Raw genomic sequence first — 22,756 nt, 5'->3', positions numbered from 1 at the left:
TATACTATAATGAAAAAAATTGTAATTCTATTATTAATTGCTTCGGCGTTTTCATGTAAAAATGCGCAGTCTGTTGCTTCTAAGGATAATTCAGATCCAACGAAATACGTGAAGCTTATCTCTGAAAAAGACCTTAAAAAAATGCTTTATATTGTTGCTTCTGATGAAATGCAAGGTCGTGAAACCGGATCACCAGGACAGAAAAAAGCGGGTCTTTATATGATTGAGCAATACAAAAAAAGCGGCGTATCTTTCCCTAAAGGTGCATCTGATTATTACCAGCATATTCCTGCATCGTATTTAAATGCAAAACGTAATCAAAATTTACCTGATTCTGAGAATATCTGGGCTTACATCGAAGGTTCTGAAAAACCGGATGAAGTTTTGGTAATTTCAGCTCACTACGATCACGTGGGTATTAAAGATGGTGAAGTGTATAACGGAGCTGATGATGATGGTTCTGGAACTGTTGCTGTTATCGAAATGGCTAAAGCTTTCGCGAAAGCTAAAAAACAAGGCCACGGACCTAAACGTTCTATCTTGTTTTTACACGTAACTGGTGAAGAACATGGTTTACACGGGTCTCGTTTTTATTCTGAAAATCCTTTGTTTCCAATTGCAAACACGATTTCAGATATCAACATTGATATGATCGGACGTCGCGATATTGAACACGCTAACACAAACAATTATGTGTATGTAATTGGTGCCGACAGATTATCATCTGACTTACACAATGCAGTTGTGGCTCAAAATGAAAAATATATCAAAATGGACTTAGATTTTAAATTTAATGATCCAGCAGATCCAAATCATTTTTACGAGCGTTCTGACCACTACAATTTTGCAAAACATGGTATTCCTGCAATTTTCTTCTTCAACGGAGTTCACGAAGATTACCACGGAAAAGGCGACGAACCTCAAAAAATCGAATACGACGCTTTAACTAAAAGAACAAAACTGGCTTTTGTCCTAGCTTGGGAATTAGCGAATAGAGAGAATAGACCGGTGGTTGATAAACCGATTAAATAAGTTGCTAAGGTTCTGAGATGCTAAGATTCTAAGATTTTTTTTAAAGATTCTAAGTTGTTGAGTTTCTCAGATTCTAAGATAAAAACAAAAAGGGATGAGTTTTATAAAACTCATCCCTTTTTTATATTGTGAACTAAAGTTTAAAGTCAAAGAAAAAAAACTTAGCAACTCAGAACCTTAGCACCTTAGCAACTTCCCTTAGTCATTCATAGAAATCAAAAACTCCTCATTATTTTTTGTTTTCTTGAAACGATCGTTTACAAAATCCATAGATTCAACCGGGTTCATATCAGATAGATATTTACGCATGATCCACATTCTTTGTAAAGTTTTCTCGTCAAGTAATAAGTCGTCACGACGTGTACTTGATGAAGTAAGGTCGATTGCAGGAAAAATACGTTTGTTCGCAATTTTACGATCTAACTGAAGTTCCATGTTACCCGTTCCTTTAAACTCTTCAAAGATAACCTCATCCATTTTAGAACCTGTTTCTGTCAATGCAGTTGCAATGATACTTAACGAACCTCCGTTTTCTACATTTCTAGCCGCTCCAAAGAAACGTTTTGGTTTTTGTAATGCATTTGCATCAACACCTCCACTTAACACTTTTCCAGATGCTGGCTGTACTGTATTATAAGCTCTTGCTAAACGTGTAATCGAATCTAAAAGAATAACAACATCGTGTCCGCATTCAACCAAACGTTTTGCTTTTTCAAGAACGATATTGGCAATTTTTACGTGTTCCTGCGGTTCTCTGTCAAAAGTTGACGCGATAACTTCACCACGAACACTTCTCTGCATATCTGTAACCTCTTCAGGACGCTCATCGATCAAAAGAACGATCAAATAAACTTCTGGGTGATTAGCAGCAATTGCGTTGGCAATATCTTTTAAAAGCATTGTTTTACCCGTTTTTGGCTGTGCAACGATCATTCCACGCTGCCCTTTTCCAATAGGAGAAAACAAATCAATAATACGGGTTGATATAGAACTGCCTTTTTCGGCTAATTTGAATTTTTCAGAAGGAAAAACTGGAGTCAGGTGTTCAAAAGAAACTCTGTCGCGAACAACCTGCGGATCATGTCCGTTGATTTTTAATACGCGAACAAGAGGGAAAAATTTCTCGCCTTCTTTTGGAGGACGAACCACACCTTTTACAGTATCTCCGGTTTTTAAACCAAATAATCGGATTTGTGAAGTTGATAAATAAATATCATCTGGTGAAGCTAAATAATTATAATCAGAAGAACGTAAAAATCCGTAACCATCAGGCATCATTTCAAGAACACCTTCACTTTCGATAATTCCGTCGAATTCAAAATCTGAATCCCTGAAATTATTGTTCTTTTTATTTTTATGATTTTGATTCTGGTTTTGATTCCCATTATTTCCGTTTCCGTTCCCATTTTGGTTTGGGTTTTGGTTTTGATTCGGATTCTGGTTAGGATTTTGGTTTTTATTCTGATTAGGATTAATCTTTTTAACCGGGGCAGTATTTTCAGTTTTTTCAGCAACTGGTGCTGTTGTATCATTTTCTGTAACTTCTTCAGTAGAAACTACTTCTTTTACAGCTTCTTTTTCCTTTTGCAGAGCGACCTTTTTTTCATAAGCTGACTTATTAAATTTTACAATTTTAGGTCCTTTTTTCTCTGGAGTTTTAGTTTCGACAGCTTCTTCAGTTTGTGCTGTCTGCTTTTCTTCTACAGCCGCAGGAGTTTCAATTTCCTTTGGAGTTTCCTCTACACTATCAAATTCAAGAACAGGGGCATTTTTACTGACTGTTTTTTTAACCGGAGCAATTCGTGCTCTTTTTGGTTTGTCACTGTTTGCTTCCTTTTCTGCAATAGTTTCTGCTGGCGGTGCAGATGCCGCCTCCTGATGCGCTAATATCTGAGTAATCAGAGTATCTTTTTTAACGCCATTAATCTTTATAGTTTTAGCTAATTTAGCTATTTCTTGAAGCTCAGAAAGCTTCATTTCTTTTAATGCAGAAATATCAAACATGAATTGTTCTATGAGTTTAATTATTTTAAAGGAAATACTGTAAAAAGAATAGGTAGATATTTTTTTTCAATTGCCCGCAGTATGAAGTGCTTACGGTATTATGATGCAATAATACGAATAAAATTTAATCATACAATAGTATTTTAAAAAAAGAAAATATATTTTTGTAAAACAATTTTAGATCATGATACAAAGAATTCAAACCGTATATCTAATTCTTACCTTTGTTGTTACAGGGGTTTTAATGTTTTTTATGCCGCTTTGGACATTAAATACTGGAAAAGCTTTCTATTTTATGCAAGACCAGTTTTACACAATTTTACTAGGCTTAAGCACAATGCTTACGATTGTTAGTATTATTTCATACAAAAAGAGACAAAATCAGTTTGTGATGAACCGACTGAACATAATATTAAATTTAATTTTATTAGGATTATTTGTTTACCGCTCTCTAAATTTATCTGGAGATACAACAACAATTGTATCAGAGAAAGGTATTGGGATGTTTCTTCCTATTGTTGCTATCGTGTTATTAGTTCTTGCTAATAAGGCCATCAAGAAGGACGAAGATCTTGTAAAATCTGTAGATCGTTTGAGATAAACCTATAAACTTAATTTTTTTGTGCGAAGAGAACCCGAATTTATATTCGGGTTTTTTTGTGGTTAATTTTTACTGTAAAGTGAGAAATCTGAAATCATTTTCGAAAATCAATTTTGTAAGATAATTTATTCATAAATTTGCTTTTTGTTCAAAATTATTTATGTCAGATAAAATAAAGATACACCTTGCTGATGATCATCAGGTTCTTATTGATGGACTCACCAATTTACTGCAGACAGTTCCAAATTTTGAAATTGCCGGCAGTTCATTGAACGGTATCACTATATATGATGATGTAGTAAAGGATCAGGCAGATATTTTAGTTTTGGATATCAGTATGCCGCAAAAAGACGGAATCGAAGTTTTGAAAGAATTCAGTCAAAAAGGATTTCCGTGTAAAGTCATTATTTTATCAAGTTATGATGATCTAAAAATCATTAAAGAAGTAATGAAATTGGGTGCTAAAGGCTATTTAACCAAAAAATGCGCAGGCGAAAATATCATTGAAGCTATTGATGCAGTCTATCAGGACCAGGAATATTATTCTGATGCTGTGCGGGAAAAAATCTTTAGCATGTTTTCTCAAAACAATCCCAAATTAAGCAATAATGTTTATACTGAAAATCCCATTTTAAGTCCGCGAGAAATGGAAATTATAACATTAATCTGCTTAGAATACAGCGGAAAAGAAATAAGCGAACAGCTTTTTATCAGTATAAATACTGTCGAAACGCATCGCAAGAATATTATGAAAAAACTCAACATAAAAAACACAATTGGTCTTGTAAAGTATGCTTTAAAAAACAACCTAATAAACCCGTAAAATTAAAAATCAAGAGAATAATATACCGAAATATGTTTTTTATTAGAATTTTAATATCGATTATTATACTTATCTCTACTGGAGACAAGGTTTTCGGCCAGCAAAATAAAACACTTAAAGAATCTACTATTTCTATTGTAAAACCAGCAAAAAAAGAGGTTTTAGAACAATCAAAAAGAGAACAGTTACGAAACAAAAAAGTCGTAAGTTTATTTATTGTGCTAATCATTATTTTATTTTTTCTTTTCTATCTCGTTTATCAAAACAATAAACTAAAGCAAAAAATTAAGCGAAAAGACACCAAACAAAAAATCCTTTTAAATGTAATAAATGCAGGGATTGACAGTCAGGAAACCGAACAAAAAAAGATTGCAGCTTTTTTACATGACAACATCAATTCACTTCTGTCTTCTGCAGGATTACATTTGAATGTGTTTACAACCAAAAATAATATCCAATCTGAAGAAATTCAAAAGGCAAAAGCTATTTTATCAGAAGCCCACGATTTGCTGCGTGACATTTCACACGATCTTGTGCCTACTCTTTTGGTTCGTTTTGGATTAATTTATGCTTTAGAAGATTTATGCGAAAGAAACTCCAATTCGAGCATTCACTTTGAATTTACAAGTTCTGTTGCAACAGATACAAGATATTCTGAAAAATTTGAAACAAAACTGTATTTTATTGTTTCTGAATTATTCAACAATATTATAAAACACAGCGAAGCACAAAAAGCCCAAATTTCAATACACGAAAACAATAATCAGTTAATCATTATTATTCATGATAACGGAATAGGTTTTAATGCAGAAAAATTAAATGAAATTGAAGGTTTTGGCTTAAACCGAATTCGGGTGAGAATAAAAAAACTAAAAGGAAGTTTTTCTATTATTTCGAGAGCAGATGAAAATACAGGAACATCTATAAAAATAAAAGTTCCAATTTCATAAAGTCTTATTTTTTTCCAATCTCGATAATTTCCAAATCCTTTATTTTATCATCATCAATTACAAAACGAAGCATAGTTCGCATTTGATGAAAACCACTTTTTCCTGCCGCACCCGGATTCATGTGCAATAAATTATTCTTTTTATCAAACATTACTTTTAAAATATGCGAATGCCCGCAGATAAATAATTTCGGCGGATTCGAAGCCATTTCTTCCCTAATACTTGGATTGTATTTCCCCGGATAACCGCCAATATGCGTGATCCAAACGGAAACATTTTCGCATAAAAATCTGTTATGAAGCGGAAATTCTAATCTTGCTTTTGCATCATCAATATTTCCGTAAACACAACGAAGTGGTTTTAGCTTTTTTATAGTATCTGTAACATGCAAGTCGCCAATATCTCCAGCATGCCAGACTTCATCTGCTTGTGCAGCATATTTTAAAATAACATCATCAATGTGAGAGTGTGTATCGGAAAGCAGGAGGATTTTTTTCAATTTTTTTAAAGGTACAAAGGTTCAGAGTTACAAAGGTACAAAGGTTTTTTAAAAGGGGCTAAGGTTCTGAGGCGCTAAGATTCTAAGATTTTTTTTACGTCAGTATTATGTAGAGACGCACAGCAGTGCGTCTTTCGTCAGGTTTTCATTTCTTTATAAATACAAAAAACCGATCTGCTGGTGCAAATCGGTTTCAAACTATGTGTTAGACGCACTGCAGTGCGTCTCTACGATATACGATGTCTTTTACATTTCACATCTAACGTTTAACATTTTATAATAATTATTATTTCTTCGGGTTTTGATTTTTAACTTCTTTCAAATCCTTAGAATCTTTTGTATCCATCATTTCCATTAGTTTTAATCCTAATAAGCCACTGATAGAACCATCAGAACCGCCATTTCCAGTAATTAAAACATCTGGAATTACTTTGATGTTTCCTTTACCAATTTCCTCAGTTACTTTATATCTCGTAAAGTTATCACCGCCCATTGCGGTTACCTGTAGTTGGTATGCCTCAGCAGTCGATTTACCAATTGCCATAATCTTTTCAGCTTCTGCAAGACCGGTTTTCGAAATTCTTTCAGCTTCGGCACTCGCATTCAATTTAGTTGCTTCGGCCTGTGCTCCTGCTCTTGCTTTTGTTGCTTCGGCTTCTGCATTGGCACGCATTTTTGTAGCTTCTGCTTCTGCGTTTACATTCAGTTTTAAACTGGTTGCGTCCCCTTCTGCTTTCTTAACGGTAGCATCTGCAGTACGCTGAGCGATTTCAACACTTTGTGAAGCACGTACAATCTCTTTCTGCATATCAGCAATCGCCGTTTCTTTCTCCATACCCTGACGCTGTTCTTGCGCCATTCTTTGAGTTTGATACGTTTTTTGCTCTTCTTCAGCCAGTTTTCTATCTGTTAAAGTTTTCATCAATGAATCCGGCGGAACGATATCTCCAATCAAGGTATCAACTGCATTTACGTTATATTCATCAAGTACTAATTTAATATGATTTTTAGCTGATTCCTGACGCTCTTTTCTGGTTGTCAAAAACGAAATCACATCGCTGTCCTGAGCCGAGTTTCTAAAATAGTTACCAATCGTAGGTTCTAAAACCTGAGAAACCAAGTTGTTCATGCTTCCGAAACGTGCAATTACTTTTGGAGCTTCTGCTGCCGGAACGTGAATAATCTGCGCAACGTCAAGATTAAATGGGAAACCGTCTTTTGAACGAACCGTAATTGTAGAAAGATTTTTATCTAAATCGTGTGATTCGCTGCGTGCGTTTGCCCAGTTTAAAACTAAGTTCGTTGTTGGTACTGCTTCTAATTTTGTAGTGTATTTATTCAACGCATATTTTCCAGGTCCAAATGGTTCCATCCAAACACCACGCTGTCCTTTTGAAACAATGTTACCGTGTTTAAAAGTATCACCCGTTACGTCTTGTCCGTCTTCTCCAATATAAGAAATCACAACTCCAACATAACCAATTGGCACATCTGTCATTGGGTTTTGCTCAATTAAAACGCCCCATGTATTGATATAGTAAGAACCGGCTAACATAACTTGAGGCTGTAAACCACGATTTCCGCCATGTTCCAAAAACTTATCAAAATCCTGAAAGTTATTATGATCGTTAACAAATTTACCCGCAATTTGTCCCTGCGGAATTGGTTCACCGTCAAGAGCGGTTACAATACCAATCATGTTTTCAAAAATTTTGATTTGATCTGTAATTACAATCTCAAACAAAAATGTATTAATACGGTACGAACCCGTTGTGATAAAAGCAGTCTGACGTCCCTTTTGACCTCCATTGTCTAAAAAGGCAGTTGCATCCTGAAAATTATCACTATCTACTCTTCTGGCCAAGATTCTTCCGGTTGGAATTTCTTTTCCATCTTTACTTAAAACCAGTCCAATTTTTCCTTCCGGAATTATTGTAAAACTAGTCATATCAATTGAATACTGCCAAATCCACATTCCCCAGTATAAACCCGGAGCAAGTGTTTTTGCCTGATAACCGGCTTCGCCTTTTGTAGCGATAATTCGGCCGTCTGGTAATGATTTGTCCGTGCCAAACAAAACGAATTTTTTGGTCACTAAACCAATTTTATCTTCTGGAACCATCACCATTCCGAAGAAAACACGTAAAATAAATTTGTAAAAAACAATGGCGAATAATATTAAAAGTATCCACCAATAAGAAGTAATTTCATTCATAGTTTTTGATATTTAGTTGTGCAAACATAGGAGAAATATGAAGTGTTAAAATGAAAAATTTTAAAAATTAACACTTGGAATTTTCTTCCTAAAAATGTTAAAAAATGATTTTAATTATATCGTTGGAATTGTCAATTTCTGACACGATTTTTAGCTGAGCAAACTATGATTTGCATTTTGGGAGTTAACAGTTTTTTGAGTAGATTCTGAGATTCTGAGAAGCTAAGGCTCTAAGTTTTGTTTTTAGATTTTATTAAAATGGATGTTTATCGATTTTAAAATATATCGGAAATTATTATACCTATTATATATACAATTTGCCAATCTGACGTAAGACGCACTGCTGTGCGTCTCTACAAATCATAACGTATAAAAAACTTAGAACCTTAGCTTCTCAGAATCTTAGAACCTTTTTAAAACCAATCTGGCGTTAGACGCACTGCTGTGCGTCTCTACATAATACTGAGGTATAAAAAAACTTAGAACCTTAGCAACTTAGAACCTTAGCAACTTTTAAAAAAAACCTTTGTACCTTTGCACCTCAAAACCTCTGTACCTCAACAATGAGATATTTTATTCATTTTGCTTATAACGGAACTCATTATCATGGCTGGCAGTTTCAGCCTAACGCTTCATCAGTTCAGGAAACTTTAAATAAAGCGCTTTCAGTTTTATTAAATTCGGAGATAAACGTGATGGGTGCCGGAAGAACAGATACTGGCGTTCATGCCGAGGAAATGTACGGACATTTTGATTTAGAAAAGTCAATTGATATACCGGTTTTTGTACATAAACTGAATTCGTATTTACCAAAAGATATTGCAATATATAATCTGATTCCCGTTCACGATGATGCGCATTGTAGATTCGACGCTACAAAAAGAACGTATGAATATCATATCAATACGGTAAAAAATCCGTTTTTAGAGGAATTAAGCTGGTATGTAAATCAAAAGTTAGATATTGATTTAATGAACGAGGCAGCGAAGCTATTATTAAAACATACCGATTTTCAATGTTTTTCGAAAGTGAATACAGATGTAAATACTTTTGACTGCACGATTTTTGAAGCGTATTGGAAAAATGAAAACAACAAACTGGTTTTTACAATTTCAGCGAATCGTTTTTTACGAAATATGGTTCGGGCAATTGTGGGAACTTTAATTAATATAGGATTACACAAAATTACGCTGGCTGATTTTGAAAATATTATTGCCAGCAAAAACAGAGAAAAAGCTGGATTTTCGGTTCCGGCGCATGGTTTGTATTTAACCAAAATATATTACGACTATCTATAGCTTTAAGCTGTAGGCTGTAGGCAATAAGCTTTAAACCTTGTGCCTAAAGCTTATTGCCTAAAGCTTAAAGCTTAAAAATAAATGAAAGCAAAAGCATTTGATACTGGTTTATTTAAACGAATTTTAAAATATACGAAACCTTATAAGTGGCGCTATTACGGCGTTATTATTTTTGCGGTTTCGCTTTCCATATTTGCAGCACTTAGACCTTACTTATTAAAGCAAACGGTCGACGGCTATATCAAGACACACGACAAAGAAGGTTTGCTGTTATACATTATTTTAATGGGAGGCGTTTTGTTGATGGAAGTTTTCTCTCAGTTTTATTTTGTGTATTGGGCGAACTGGCTTGGACAAGATATTGTAAAAGATATTCGAAACAAACTTTTCAAACATATCTTAAGTTTTAGAATGAAATATTTTGATTTGGTTCCGGTTGGACAATTGGTTACCAGATCTGTTTCGGATATTGAATCGATTGCACGTATTTTCAGTCAGGGATTGTTTATGATTATAAGTGATTTGATGAAAATGCTCGTGGTTCTTATTTTTATGTTTTACATGAACTGGAAGCTGACTTGGATTGTCGTTGTTGCCATGCCAATTCTGGTTTACATTACTCGAATCTTTCAACGCAAAATGCAGGTTGCTTTTGAGGAAGTAAGAACGCAGATTGCTAATATGAATTCCTTTGTTCAGGAACGTGTAACGGGTATGAAAATCGTTCAGCTTTTTAATCGTGAAAAAATCGATGCCGAAAATTTCAGGGTTATTAATGACAAACACAGAGTTGCCTGGATTAAAACCATTTTATACAACTCGATCTTCTTCCCCATTGCCGATATTATTTCATCTATCACTTTAGGTTTAGTAGTTGTTTTTGGTGGATTTAAAATTTTAAACGGAGATAACTTTACGACGTTTGGAGATTTGTTTTCTTATACCATGTTTATCGGAATGCTTTTTAATCCGCTTCGTCAAATTGCAGATAAATTCAATGAGATGCAGTTAGGAATGATTGCTGCCAATCGTGTTTTTGATATTATTGATACTGAAGATCATATTCAGGATACAGGAAAAATTGAAGCTCCGGTTTTTAACGGAAGCATCGAGTTTAAACAAGTTCGTTTTAGTTATATCCCCGAAGAAGAAGTAATAAAAGGAATTGATTTATCTGTAGATCGCGGACAAACCGTTGCAATTGTAGGTTCAACCGGAGCCGGGAAATCGACTATAATCAATTTGCTGAATCGCTTTTATGAAATCAACAGCGGAACGATTTGCATTGACGGACAAAATATCGAAGATTATACTTTGGCTTCTTTAAGAAAACAAATCGCGGTGGTTTTACAAGATGTATTTTTGTTTGCCGATACGATTTACAATAATATTACACTTCATAATCCTGAAATTACCCGAGAAAAGGTTCTGGATGCTGCAAAGAAAATAGGCGTTCATGACTTTATTATGAGTCTTCCTGATAATTATGATTTTGATGTAAAAGAACGCGGCGTAATGCTTTCGTCCGGACAAAGACAATTAATTGCATTTTTACGTTCGTATGTAAGCAATCCGAGTATTTTGATTTTAGATGAAGCAACTTCTTCAATAGATACGTATTCTGAAGAATTAATTCAGCGTGCGACTGAAACCATTACAAAAGGAAGAACTTCGATTATTATTGCGCATAGACTGGCAACAATTGTAAATGCAGATAAAATTGTGGTTATGGACAAAGGATTAATTGTGGAACAAGGAACACATCAGGAATTATTAATGAAAACTGATGGTTATTATAAAAACTTATACGATTCTCAATTTTCGGTTGCGAATTAGGCTTAAATTATAAATGCTTTTTGAGATTTAGATTAAAAAAAATAACATCCCGACGTGCTTTCGTAATTTACGTCATTGTGTCTATTCTTATTATCGTTTTTTCTGTTTACATGTTAAGTAATTTGATTACTGATGTTACACAAAAAGCGAATGAAAGTGAGGCGCGATTGAACTTCATTAAAAAACATGAATTAATGTCGCGGGAATTTTCGAGGTTTCTGGAGCAGGAAAACAGAATCAAACATGCTTTAAAAATCAGCAGTAAATCTAATTTATCTGCTAATATAAAAGTACTCTCGTCTGTTCAGTCCATCAATTTAATGATAGTTGATAACTGGTTTCAGATTAATGATGAAAAAATAGAATTTGGAAACGATTCTGTTTCTGATGAAATAAAAAAAGACGTTGTCGAATTTATTTCAAAAAACCAAAACACTACGCGCAGCAATACCGTAATTAAACAAGGAAAAGAATGGGTTTGGAGAGTTTACTTTAAAATCATTTCCAAAAACTACACAACGGTTCGTTGCGGCTATGACATCAACTTAAAAAAATTGCATGATAATTTTGCGACTGTTGACAAAGCAGCTTCTAATTATGCTTTTGTATTTGACAACGCAGGAAGATGTGTTTATCACCCTGACTCTACTTTTATAGGAAAAAATATTTATGATTTTTCGGCTATTCAGCCATCAGATACGGTTTTTACTTATAAAAAAGATCCCGCCAATACTTCGGCATCTGATTTTTTAAAATTGGATTACACTAAAAAAAATACGATGTCTGAATTTTTAAAACTGGATGTTATCAGTTTTACAACAAGGTTAGATGTTAAAAATCTGCCTTGGTATGTCTGCATTAGTTTTCCGAAAATGATTGATAATGAAAATGTTTTTTTGGTTAAAAAATATTTGACCTGGATTTATTCGATTACAACAGTAATGCTTCTGCTGATTTTCTATTTATTCTCGTATGCCAACAGACGGGCCTATAAAGAGAAGGGAATTGCCATTAAAGAAAAAAACCGACTCCTTGTAGAGAATGAAAAAATTGTAAAAGAAAAAGCGCTTATTCAGCTCCAGCATTTAAAAGAGCAGATTAATCCGCACTTTTTATTTAATTCGTTAAACTCGCTTTATATGCTGGTAGGAAGTGATGTAAAAACAGCGCAGAAATTTACTTTGAATCTTTCCCGTATTTACCGCTATTTGATAGATCCGCCGGCAAAAAATATTGTACCGCTAAAGGATGAATTATTGTTTATCGAAAAATATATCTTTTTACAGCAGACTCGTTTCAAAGAAGAATTATTCTTTTCGATAAAAATCGAAAACGAAGAAGCTTTGGATAAATTTATCCCATATCTGGCTTTTCAGGTTGTGGTTGAAAATGCTATCAAGCATAATATGGCAACACAGGAAAATCCGCTGACAACAGAAATTCTAATTCAGAAAGATCAGGTTATTATCAGTAATAATCTTCAAAAAAAGGCACACGGTGAACCCAGTACTAATTTCGGTCTAAAATATCTCTCAAGCATTTATAATTTTTACTCCAGAACCAATTTAAAAACCTCAGAAAAAGAAGGCAATTTCGTTTGTATTTTACCATTAATATCCATTCACTCCTAAAAAAAAGCCATTCACTCCTTTTTGTTTTTTTTCTGAACTAAAATCGAATAGTTTCGATGAAAATTAACTTAAACTTAACACCAAAATGAGGGAAAAGGCATTCCTGCATAATGTAAAATTACTTTGCTTACTAATTTTATTATTATTCATTCCTGTTACAGTTCTTTCGCAAAAGAAAAAGAAAAAAGAAACAGAGACTGAAATTGTAAAAGATTCTACTGACTCCAAAAAAGGAAAAAAATATAGTGACCTAATAAAAAAGGGCACACTTAAAAAAGGACTGTTCAATATCATTCAGGTTAAAACCGATGTTTATTTTGAAATTCAGGATAGTTTATTTAAAAGAGAATTTCTGGTTGTAAATAAATTATCTCAGGTCCCTTTTCAGATTAACGAAGCTGGCTTAAATAAAGGAATGAATTATGAAAACAAAATCATTTCCTTTTATAAAGATACAATTGCAAAGAAAGTTTGGATAAAAACATATGTTCCTAAAGTTTCTTCACCAAAAGAAGATGCCATTACAGCATCTGTAATTGATAATTTCTCAGAATCTATTATTGAAGTTTTTGATATTGAAACCAAAAACAACGATTCGAGTGCTGTAGTTATTAAAGTAAATAAGATTTTTGACGGAAAACAAAAAAGCTTCAATGATGTTTTGAGCAGCATTGGTATTGGCGGTTCTGTAAAATCTGACTTATCATATATAGAGAGTTTAAAAGCTTTCCCTAAAAATATTGTAGTAAAATCGCAGCTGACAACTTCTATCAGCGAAGGCGGCGGACCGGCATTGTCGGTAACGCTTGGCGTAACAAGTAATATTATTTTATTGGATAAAACTCCAATGAAAGCTCGTTTTTCTGACAACAGAATTGGTTTCTTCTCTGAAAAGCATTGGTATTTTGCCGATGCACAGCAGGCAATGCTTGAAAAAGAATTGATTACCCGCTGGCGTTTAGAACCAAAGAAAGAAGATGAAGAACGATATTTGAAAGGTGAATTAGTAGAGCCGAAAAAACCAATCGTTTATTACATCGATCCGTCGACTCCGAAGCAATGGAGAAAGTATATTATTGATGGAGTTCACGATTGGCAGGCAGCTTTTGAAAGAGCGGGTTTTAAAAACGCTATTATTGCAAAAGAACCTACTGAAAAAGATTTAGACTTTGACATAGATGATGCTCGCTATTCTGTTATTACGTATGCGGCATCACCAAAATCCAATGCTATGGGCCCTTCGGTTGTTGACCCAAGAAGCGGAGAAATTATTGAAGCCGACATTATTTGGTGGCACAATGTGATGACTTCGCTTCAAAGCTGGATGCGTATCCAGACCGGACCAATTGACCCAAAAGCAAGAGGAAATGTATTTAGCGATGAACATATGGGAGAAGCCATTCGTTTTGTATCATCTCATGAAGTTGGACACACTTTTGGTTTAAGACACAATATGGGCTCTTCGTTTGCTTATGATGTTGAGTCTTTGCGTTCTAAAGAATTTACAGCAAAAATGGGTGGAACTGCACCTTCAATTATGGATTATGCCCGTTATAATTACGTTGCACAGCCAGAAGATAGTGTTACGGTAATTACTCCTAAAATTGGAGAATATGATAAATATGCTATTGAATGGGGTTACAGATGGTATTCGCCTAACGAAAACGAAACAGCAAAACTAAACGCCTTAATTACAAAACATCAAAATGACCCAATTTATTTTTACGGTGAGCAAGGCTCTCAAATCGATCCTCGTTCGCAGTCTGAAGATTTAGGAAACGATGCTGTAAAAGCAAGCGAGTACGGATTGAAAAACTTAAAACGTGTTGTAGATAATATCTTAAACTGGTCCTACGATAAAGATCAGTCTTACTACGAAACTGGTAAACTGTATATTGGAGCTATCGGACAATGGCAAACGTACAATGGACATGTATTAACCAATATTGGCGGTGTTTACTTAAACCCAACGGTTCACGGCGATAACAAACAGAGTTATGTTCCGGTTCCTGCAGCAATGCAAAAAAGAGCAGTAGATTATTTAGTAAAAAATGTAATTACAATTCCGCAGTGGTTGTTTTTTAATGACGTTTTAGACAAAACAAATCCGCTGAAAGATTCTCCTTTTGGGCCTTATGAGTACACGCCATATACAATGTCAAGAGCATTACAATACGATGTTATATATAGTTTATTCAGCGATGACCGTTTACTTCGAATGACAGAAAATGAATTATACCAGCGAAATAAAACCAACGAGAAGGTTTTTACCGTAAATGAATTGTTTAAAAAAATGCATCAGAATGTATTTGCAGGAACTATCCAAAACAAATCGCTTACTATTCTGGAGCGTATGACACAAAAGAATTATGTAGATGTTTTAATTGTTTCGACAAATAAATTATTTGAAAAAACGGATGTTAAAAAACCCGTCGAAATACAAGAAACATTACAAATGCCTCATTTATGTTCTTTAGATGATGCACATATGGCGAGAAACATTAATAATTCTTTCTTAAAAAGAGTTACAGAAGTAACATCTGATAAAAAAGGGGAATTAACAAAAGTACTTCAATTATTAAGAACAAAAAGAAGTACCGGAGATGAATCGACCCAAAATCATTACCGCGATTTAATACAACGAATCGACAAAGCTTTGAACAATACAACCTTTTAATACATAACCCAAACCCAAAACATGAAAAAAATTCTACATGCCCTACTGCTGTTCCTGGCCATCGCAGGATATGCGCAGGAAACCCGAACTATTACGGGGATCATTCAAGATGAAGCTGACTTGTCGCCAATTCCTGGTGCATCCATCTTTGTTGAGAACAATTCCATCTCAAATAAAACTGCTATGGCAGGTATTATTCAAAGTGAAGGAATCGGAACTACTACAGATTTCGACGGTAAATTCTCTTTGAAAATTTCAAAAAACATTACTTCTTTGAGAGTTACTTTCATGGGATACAAATCGTATACTCTTGAACTTTCTCCTCAAAAAAATTATACAATCAACTTAACATCTGAAACTGCAAAACTTCAGGAGGTTGTTGTAACAGGTTACCAAAAAATTGAGAAAAGAAAACTTACTGCTGCGGTTTCTAAAATCGACATGTCTGCAATCCAGCAGACAGGAGTTTCCAGTATTGACCAATTATTGGTAGGACAAATTGCCGGGGTTGCGGTAAGCACACCATCTGGAGCACCTGGAGCGCCTGCGAAAATCAGAATCAGGGGTACAGCTTCTCTTAACGGTACACAAGATCCTTTATGGGTACTTGATGGTTTACCATTAGAAGGAAATGAAGTTCCTAAAAATTTTGACAAAGACAATATCGACGTATTAGGCAACTATTCTATTGCAGGTTTAAACCCAGACGATATTAAAGATATTACGATTTTAAAAGATGCTGCTGCAACGGCTATTTACGGTGCACGCGCTGCAAACGGTGTAATCGTGGTAACAACTAAAAAAGGTAAAGCTGGTAAAATGGTAGTAAGTTTCAATACGAATACATTTATCACGCAGAGACCTCAGTTTTCTAAATTAAACTTGATGAACTCAAACGAGAAAATTGATTTAGAACTTAACATGGCAAGCCGTGCAGATTTAACTTACAGAGATACTGGCGGAGATATTTCTCGCATCTTAAACGGATCTGGTGAATTAGACGCTTACAGAGCTGGAGGATTTTCTTCTTTAAGCCCTGCAACGCAACAATCTATCAATTCTTTAAGAGGAAACAACACAAACTGGGGTAACTTATTATACCAAACAGCAATCAACACGCAGCACGGTTTAAGTTTATCTGGTGGTGGAGAAAAATCAGATTATTATTTCTCTTTAGGATACTATGATGAAAAAGGAGCAACTATTGGAACTGGTTTCAAACGTTACAACTTAACATTAAAAAACAACTATCAAATAACAGATAAATTTAAAGTTGGTGTTGGAATTTTTGGTTCTGAAAACAAAACTACATCTTACCTTACAGATACAGATGCGTTTACAAACCCATCAAATTACTCAAGAAACGTAAATCCATATTTAACTCCATACAACGAAGATGGAAGTTATAAATATGATCCGGATATCACTGGTTATTCTGGTCGTTATGTTCCTTTTAACATCTTAGAAGAAAGAGCAAATACTTCTTACGATTTAAAAACAAGAGCTATTAAAGCATTATTAGATGCTGAATATAAAGTTACTAAAGACTTAAAAGTAACGTCTCAATTAGGTTTACAATTAGACAATACTGCTAGCGAAAAATTTGCTGGAAAAGAAACTTATTACACAAGAAAACAAAAAGAAAAATCACGTTATTTTACTAACGGAGCTTACAATTATTTCCTTCCAGAAGGTGGAATTATTCAAAACTCAAATACAGACTTTTTTCAGTATAACTTAAAAACAATGGTGAGTTATAAAACTGAAATTGCTGAAAAACACGAAATCGAAGCAATGGTTGGTAACGAGTTAAGAAGAAACTACACAACATCTGTTTCAACTAAAGGATTTGGTTTTGATGAGAAAAATTTAACTACACAGCCAATTCTTTTCCCTAACGCTGGTTTCGCTAAGGAATCTGATTATAAACAATATGCTAAAAGTGAAAATGAAAATGCTTTCGCTTCTTTCTTCGCTACAGCTGCATATACTTACAACAGAAAATATAGTGTATTTGGAAGTGTGAGATACGATGGTTCAGATTTATTTGGTGTAGATCCTAAATACAAATATTTACCACTTTGGTCAACATCTGCATCTTGGGCAGTGTCTGAAGAAGATTTCTTAAAAGACAACCTAACACTTTCTAACTTAAGACTTCGTGCTTCTTACGGCTTACAAGGAAACATTGACAAAAATACTTCTCCTTATGTAATGGGTACTAACGGAACAACTATTATTTTGCCAGGACAAAATGAGCAGATTATTGATGTTCAGAGTCCGCCAAATGAAAAATTACGTTGGGAAAAAACAACTAACACTAACCTTGGTGCTGATATAGGTTTATTCAACAATCGTATTAGCCTTGTAACTGATTTATACGGAAGAAAAAGTTCTGACTTAATTGGTTTAAGAGCACTTCCATTAGAAAATGGTTTTGAGTATACAAATATGAACTGGGCACAGGTAAGTAACAAAGGTTACGAAATTACTTTGTCTACAAAAAATATTGACCGTCCAAACTTTCAATGGAATACAAGTATTAACTTTTCTCATAACAAAAGTAATGTAGACCGTATCGAAGTTCGTGACACAGATTACCTGCCAAATAGAGAAGGGCGTCCGGTAAATGCTGTATTTGGATTTAAAACAAACGGAATCGACGAAAATGGATATCCTTTATTTATCAACAAAAAAGGAGAAACTGTAAACTCTCAAACATTCTTTGGTTTATACGATCCATTTGCTGATATTTTCCCAGGAGAATTAGCGCAGTCAAATTTATCCGCTGCTGAATTTAGAGACTTATTTGTTTATTTAGGAGACAGGGATCCTAAATTTACTGGAGGTATTACCAATACTTTTAAAGTAAGTAATTTTGATTTAACAATTGCAGCTTCATTTAACATTAAACAGACTGTAACAAGAACTCCTCCATACAATGGAACAATCGTAGACAGAGGACAAAATTACAGTAGAGATATTTTAGATGCATGGTCACCAACTAATACATCTTCTAACTTACCAGGAATTACGAGTAAAGATTCAGGAACAGGAGATTCTTATATGGCATACCTATGGTATTCTGGACAAAATCAAATTACAACCTACAATTATTTAGATACATGGGTTAGCGAAATGAGTTATATGAGATTAAGCAGTATGCGTTTAGGTTATACATTCCCTAAAGCGTTTACAGATCAAATTAACATTTCAAGTATCAGACTTAATGTTGAAGCTAGAAACTTATTCGTAATCAGTTCTGATTACAAAGGTTACTTTGACCCTGAAACTTTCGGAAACATTTATGCACAACCAGTTCCTAAGTCATTCACTTTAGGATGTAATGTAACTTTCTAATAAAAATAAAGATGAAAAAATTCTCAAAATATATACTACTTTTTGCTGCAGCACTTGCAGTAACAAGCTGTGATGACTATCTGGATATCCAACCAGTTGGTCGTGTTATTCCAGAAACATTAGAGCAGTACCGCGCAGTTTTAACAAAAGGATACGACGTATATCCTGAACACAAATCATTAACGGCAGTTCGTACAGACGAATTAACGATGAATGAATTTAGTGATGACGTAACATACTATAGAGATATTTATATTTGGAAAGATGCAAATCCGGATCGTATTACAACTACTTTTCAATATGCAGATTTATATAAAACTATCTTTTATACGAACGTAATCATTAACGAAGCGTCTAAAAAATTAGATGTAACTCCAGAAAGAAACCAATTAGTTGGAGAAGCGTATGCTTTAAGAGCAATGGCTTACTTTGATTTAATTAACCTTTTCGGAAAACCTTACAATGCAGCAACTGCAGGTTCAGACAAAGGAGTTCCATTAGCGTTAGAGATTGATTTAGAGCAGGCTTTCGTACCTCAGACAGTAGAAGTAATTTATAATCAAATTATTTCTGATACTCAGGAAGCTGAAAAATTCATCAACAAAGATTCTCAAACAAAAGGTTTAAACTACCGTTTCTCTAAAGTTGCTTTATACAGTTTAGAAAGCCGTATTTATTTATATGTACAACAATGGCAAAAATCGCTTGACGCTGCAAACAAAGCGTTAGCAATTAACAACGCTTTAGTTGATTTAAAAGCTACACCTGTATTTGCAACAAAATACGATTCAAAAGAATCTATTTTAGCTCTTGAAGATGGTTTAATAAACAACTTAAAAGGTGCTGTTTATGCTTCACCAGATTTAATTGCTGCTTACAGCAAAACAACTGATTTACGTTTTCCTCTTTATTTCTTAGCAAGCGGAAGCCGTTACAGAATTCAAAAAGGTGGAAATATTGATCAAAAATGTTCTTTCAGAACTTCTGAGTTGTATTTAACAAAAGCAGAAACTTCATTAAAACTGAACAATATTGCTGATGCTAAAACAACTGTTTTAAGTTTTATCAAAAACAGATACACTGCTACAGCTTATGTACAACTTGAAATTGAAGTTAACGCAATGAATGCTGCAGATTTAACAAACTTCATTTATGAAGAAAGACACCGTGAGTTTGCTGTTGAAGGACAACGTTGGTTTGATTTGAGAAGAACATCTCAAAAACAAATCGTTCATACTTTTGACGGTGATAATTATACATTGATACAAAACGATCCTCGATATACCATTATTTACCCGGCAGACGCGAGATTAAACAATCCCAATCTATAAATACCTATTGTTTTTTTTTAAAGAGGTCCAGTTGCAAAGCTGGGCCTCTTTTGCATTTAAAAGAAACCTAAACACAATCAGATTTATTCATACAAGAACATAGCCCACGGTTTCAACCGTGGGAACGCAATATATTCACAATTCGTTTCCTGTGGTTGAAACCACAGGCTATATTTGAAATACAAAAATAGATTTTCATTAAAGCTTAAAAAAATATAGCCCGTAGTTTCAACCGCGGGAACACAATATATTCACGATCCGTAACCCGTCGTTCAATCCACAAACAATATTTGAAATATGACAAAAAAGATTAAATAACAACAAAACTGCAAACTCCTATAAAAACTTGTTGTAAAAAAACTATAGACAATTATATTTGCAAAATCATTTAAGAGCTTCTCACTTAAAAATGAAACTTTTTAACTTTATCTCAAAAGGAAAATGAAAATTGCCATTGTCGAAGACGAATATCTTGCATCCACTTACCTAAAATCAATTTTAGAACAGCAGGACATTTTACAGATAGCCGAAATTGCAGTTCTAAAATCGGTAAAAGAAGCAGTCGAATTTTTTAAACAAAACAATGTCGACTTAGCCTTTATGGACATTCATTTGGGCGACGGTAAAAGTCTTGAAATATTTGAGAAAGCCACAATCTCCTGCCCTGTCATTTTTGTTACCGCTTATGATTCTTATGCCATTTCGGTTTTCAAACACTTTACAATTGATTATCTTTTAAAACCTTTTGAAGAACAAGAACTATTAGAAGCCCTAACCAAATTCAAAAAAATAAAAGACAGTTTCAACGCCGATGCAACGCTGCAGTCTTTAGTGGCCATCGAAAATCCTGAAACAAGCAAAATACAACGTCATTTTTTAGTAAATCACGGTTATAAACTAATTTCAGTAAACGAATCTGAAATCACCTATTTTGCTGCATCAGGAAAGCATTTGTTTATTTATGTAAAATCAGGAAACAGTTATTTGTACAACAGCACGATTACTGATATTATAAACAGCCTTGATCCTTTTATTTTTTTCAAAATAAACCGAAAATATATCGTACACCGAAACATTATAAAAGAAGTCGTAAAACACTCGCATCAAAAAATAGAACTCATTCTTACCGTTCCTCCCATCGAAAACGACCCAATAATTATCAGTAAAAAAGAAATAAACAATTTCAAAAACTGGCTCGATCAATAAAACGGATCATTTTTTTGAATCGTAAAACGCTAAAATTTACGCTTTCGCGGAAAATTGAAAACTGCATAATTCACAATTTGAAGTTTTAAACTGACCAAATAAGTGTCAAAATCATTCTAAAAAGTTAAAATAGCGTTATAAGAATCATAAAGTTGATATTATGTAACTTACAGTATAACTTTCTTCATTTTAGAATTCTTTATCTTTGAGAGACAAAAATTTAAATGAAAAAGAAAATGCCACATAACAGATTTTATCCTAACGAAGAATTCAAAGAAATAGAAATAAACGCATCATTACAACTTAAATACGCAATTTCAAACAGAGGAAGATTAATAAGCTTTACAGATGAAATTGAAAACGGCCGAATCTTAAAAGGCGGTTTAAGCGATGGATATCCTACTTTTAGATTTAAGGTTAAAAAAGATGACAAAATCATCAACAAATATTTATTTCTCTACAAATTAGTTGCCCAATATTTTCTTCCAAAACAATCAGAAGATCAAACCTATGTTCTGCATCTCGATTACAACCGAAGCAATGACGATATCAGCAATTTACGCTGGGCAACAAAACAAGAAATGATGGCGCACAGCCGCAAAAGTCCGCGTGTGATTCAGGCGAAGAAAAACCTGATTGAACACAACTTAAAAGCCGACGGACGAAAATTAACTACCACAAAAGTCATGTTAATCAAAAAAATATTAGCAAGACCAGAACAAAAAACACGTCTTAAAATGATCGCTAAACAATTCGGCGTAAGCGAAATGCAGATTCGCAGAATTGCCAGCGGTGAAAACTGGGGACACGTGAAGGTTTAATTATTAATTGTAAATGGTGAATTGTTAATGACTGAGAATGTTTAATTAATAATTAACAATTTACAATTCACAATTCACAATTCACCATTATTTTGTCAGGCTGAGCGAAGTCGAAGCCCACGCAAACCTCTTCCATATAGTTCCATGACAACAAAATATAAGGCCACAGATTACACAGATTAAACGGATTTTAAAAATCTTTTTAATCCTGATAATCTGTGGCTTTATTTTTTTAATAATTTCTGTCACTCTGAGCGAAGTCGAAGAGCTTTTTTACAAGTAGCAGGGCTTCGACTTCGCTCAGCCTGACAAATGAATCAATATTTCAAATTTTCCACATTTTACCTTTTTACTTTTTTACATGATACTCTTTTTAAAATAAATCATTAAATTCGCAAGCACAAATAACAAAAGAAAATCGATAAGTGAGTTTCGGAATCTATAAACCTCATTTTCGATAGTTAATACTAAA

15 protein-coding genes are annotated in these 22,756 nt (G+C 33.9%); 12 read left to right on the top strand and 3 right to left on the bottom strand.

Annotated features, from left to right (window positions below; genetic code table 11):
• Positions 1 to 9 precede the first annotated feature (9 nt).
• Complete coding sequence (locus BUE10_RS10765; RefSeq protein ID WP_073484949.1) at positions 10 to 1,032, top strand: M28 family peptidase; 1,023 nt, start codon at positions 10 to 12, stop codon at positions 1,030 to 1,032.
• Between the two features lie 198 nt (positions 1,033 to 1,230).
• On the opposite strand, the gene rho is transcribed toward BUE10_RS10765, so the two are convergent.
• Positions 1,231 to 3,036 carry a transcription termination factor Rho gene (rho, locus tag BUE10_RS10760; protein WP_073484947.1) on the bottom strand — a complete coding sequence of 602 codons (1,806 nt, stop codon included), beginning with the start codon at positions 3,034 to 3,036 and terminating at the stop codon, positions 1,231 to 1,233.
• A 184-nt stretch (positions 3,037 to 3,220) separates the two neighbouring features.
• On the opposite strand from rho, the gene BUE10_RS10755 reads away from it, so the two are divergent.
• From BUE10_RS10755 to BUE10_RS10745, 3 genes are all read left to right on the top strand, one after another.
• A complete protein-coding gene (locus BUE10_RS10755) occupies positions 3,221 to 3,637 on the top strand; it encodes a DUF4293 domain-containing protein (protein ID WP_053471698.1) in 417 nt (138 codons plus the stop codon).
• 160 nt (positions 3,638 to 3,797) lie between these two features.
• Entirely contained in the window at positions 3,798 to 4,460 is a 663-nt protein-coding gene (locus BUE10_RS10750; protein ID WP_073484945.1) for a response regulator, read from the top strand.
• Between the two features lie 32 nt (positions 4,461 to 4,492).
• Positions 4,493 to 5,410: a sensor histidine kinase gene (locus BUE10_RS10745; protein ID WP_073484943.1), complete on the top strand. Its 918-nt coding sequence runs from the start codon at positions 4,493 to 4,495 to the stop codon at positions 5,408 to 5,410.
• Between the two features lie 4 nt (positions 5,411 to 5,414).
• Here BUE10_RS10745 and BUE10_RS10740 read toward each other — a convergent pair whose 3' ends face one another.
• Positions 5,415 to 5,909 carry a metallophosphoesterase family protein gene (locus BUE10_RS10740; protein ID WP_073484941.1) on the bottom strand — a complete coding sequence of 165 codons (495 nt, stop codon included), beginning with the start codon at positions 5,907 to 5,909 and terminating at the stop codon, positions 5,415 to 5,417.
• Between the two features lie 286 nt (positions 5,910 to 6,195).
• Positions 6,196 to 8,124 (bottom strand): SPFH domain-containing protein, encoded by a 1,929-nt coding sequence (locus BUE10_RS10735; RefSeq protein WP_073484938.1) that lies wholly within the window; start codon positions 8,122 to 8,124, stop codon positions 6,196 to 6,198.
• Between the two features lie 563 nt (positions 8,125 to 8,687).
• Between BUE10_RS10735 and truA the strand changes: the two genes are divergently transcribed.
• From truA to BUE10_RS10695, 8 genes are all read left to right on the top strand, one after another.
• A complete protein-coding gene (gene truA / locus BUE10_RS10730; protein ID WP_073484936.1) occupies positions 8,688 to 9,422 on the top strand; it encodes a tRNA pseudouridine(38-40) synthase TruA in 735 nt (244 codons plus the stop codon).
• 81 nt (positions 9,423 to 9,503) lie between these two features.
• Complete coding sequence (locus BUE10_RS10725) at positions 9,504 to 11,258, top strand: ABC transporter ATP-binding protein (protein ID WP_073484934.1); 1,755 nt, start codon at positions 9,504 to 9,506, stop codon at positions 11,256 to 11,258.
• A 77-nt stretch (positions 11,259 to 11,335) separates the two neighbouring features.
• Positions 11,336 to 12,889 (top strand): sensor histidine kinase, encoded by a 1,554-nt coding sequence (locus BUE10_RS10720; RefSeq protein WP_234984733.1) that lies wholly within the window; start codon positions 11,336 to 11,338, stop codon positions 12,887 to 12,889.
• An 85-nt stretch (positions 12,890 to 12,974) separates the two neighbouring features.
• Positions 12,975 to 15,566, top strand: a complete 2,592-nt coding sequence (locus BUE10_RS10715; RefSeq protein ID WP_073484930.1) for a zinc-dependent metalloprotease — start codon at positions 12,975 to 12,977, stop codon at positions 15,564 to 15,566.
• Positions 15,567 to 15,587: 21 nt separating this feature from the next.
• Positions 15,588 to 18,926: a SusC/RagA family TonB-linked outer membrane protein gene (locus BUE10_RS10710; RefSeq protein WP_073484928.1), complete on the top strand. Its 3,339-nt coding sequence runs from the start codon at positions 15,588 to 15,590 to the stop codon at positions 18,924 to 18,926.
• A gap of 11 nt (positions 18,927 to 18,937) precedes the next feature.
• Entirely contained in the window at positions 18,938 to 20,257 is a 1,320-nt protein-coding gene (locus BUE10_RS10705) for a RagB/SusD family nutrient uptake outer membrane protein (RefSeq protein WP_073484926.1), read from the top strand.
• A 441-nt stretch (positions 20,258 to 20,698) separates the two neighbouring features.
• Complete coding sequence (locus BUE10_RS10700) at positions 20,699 to 21,463, top strand: LytR/AlgR family response regulator transcription factor (RefSeq protein WP_073484924.1); 765 nt, start codon at positions 20,699 to 20,701, stop codon at positions 21,461 to 21,463.
• Between the two features lie 224 nt (positions 21,464 to 21,687).
• Positions 21,688 to 22,284 (top strand): NUMOD4 domain-containing protein, encoded by a 597-nt coding sequence (locus BUE10_RS10695; protein WP_234984732.1) that lies wholly within the window; start codon positions 21,688 to 21,690, stop codon positions 22,282 to 22,284.
• Positions 22,285 to 22,756 lie beyond the last annotated feature (472 nt).

It is taken from the genome of Flavobacterium sp. CF108 (assembly GCF_900129795.1).
Lineage (GTDB): Bacteria > Bacteroidota > Bacteroidia > Flavobacteriales > Flavobacteriaceae > Flavobacterium.
This window is presented reverse-complemented; position numbering and strand designations above follow the sequence as displayed.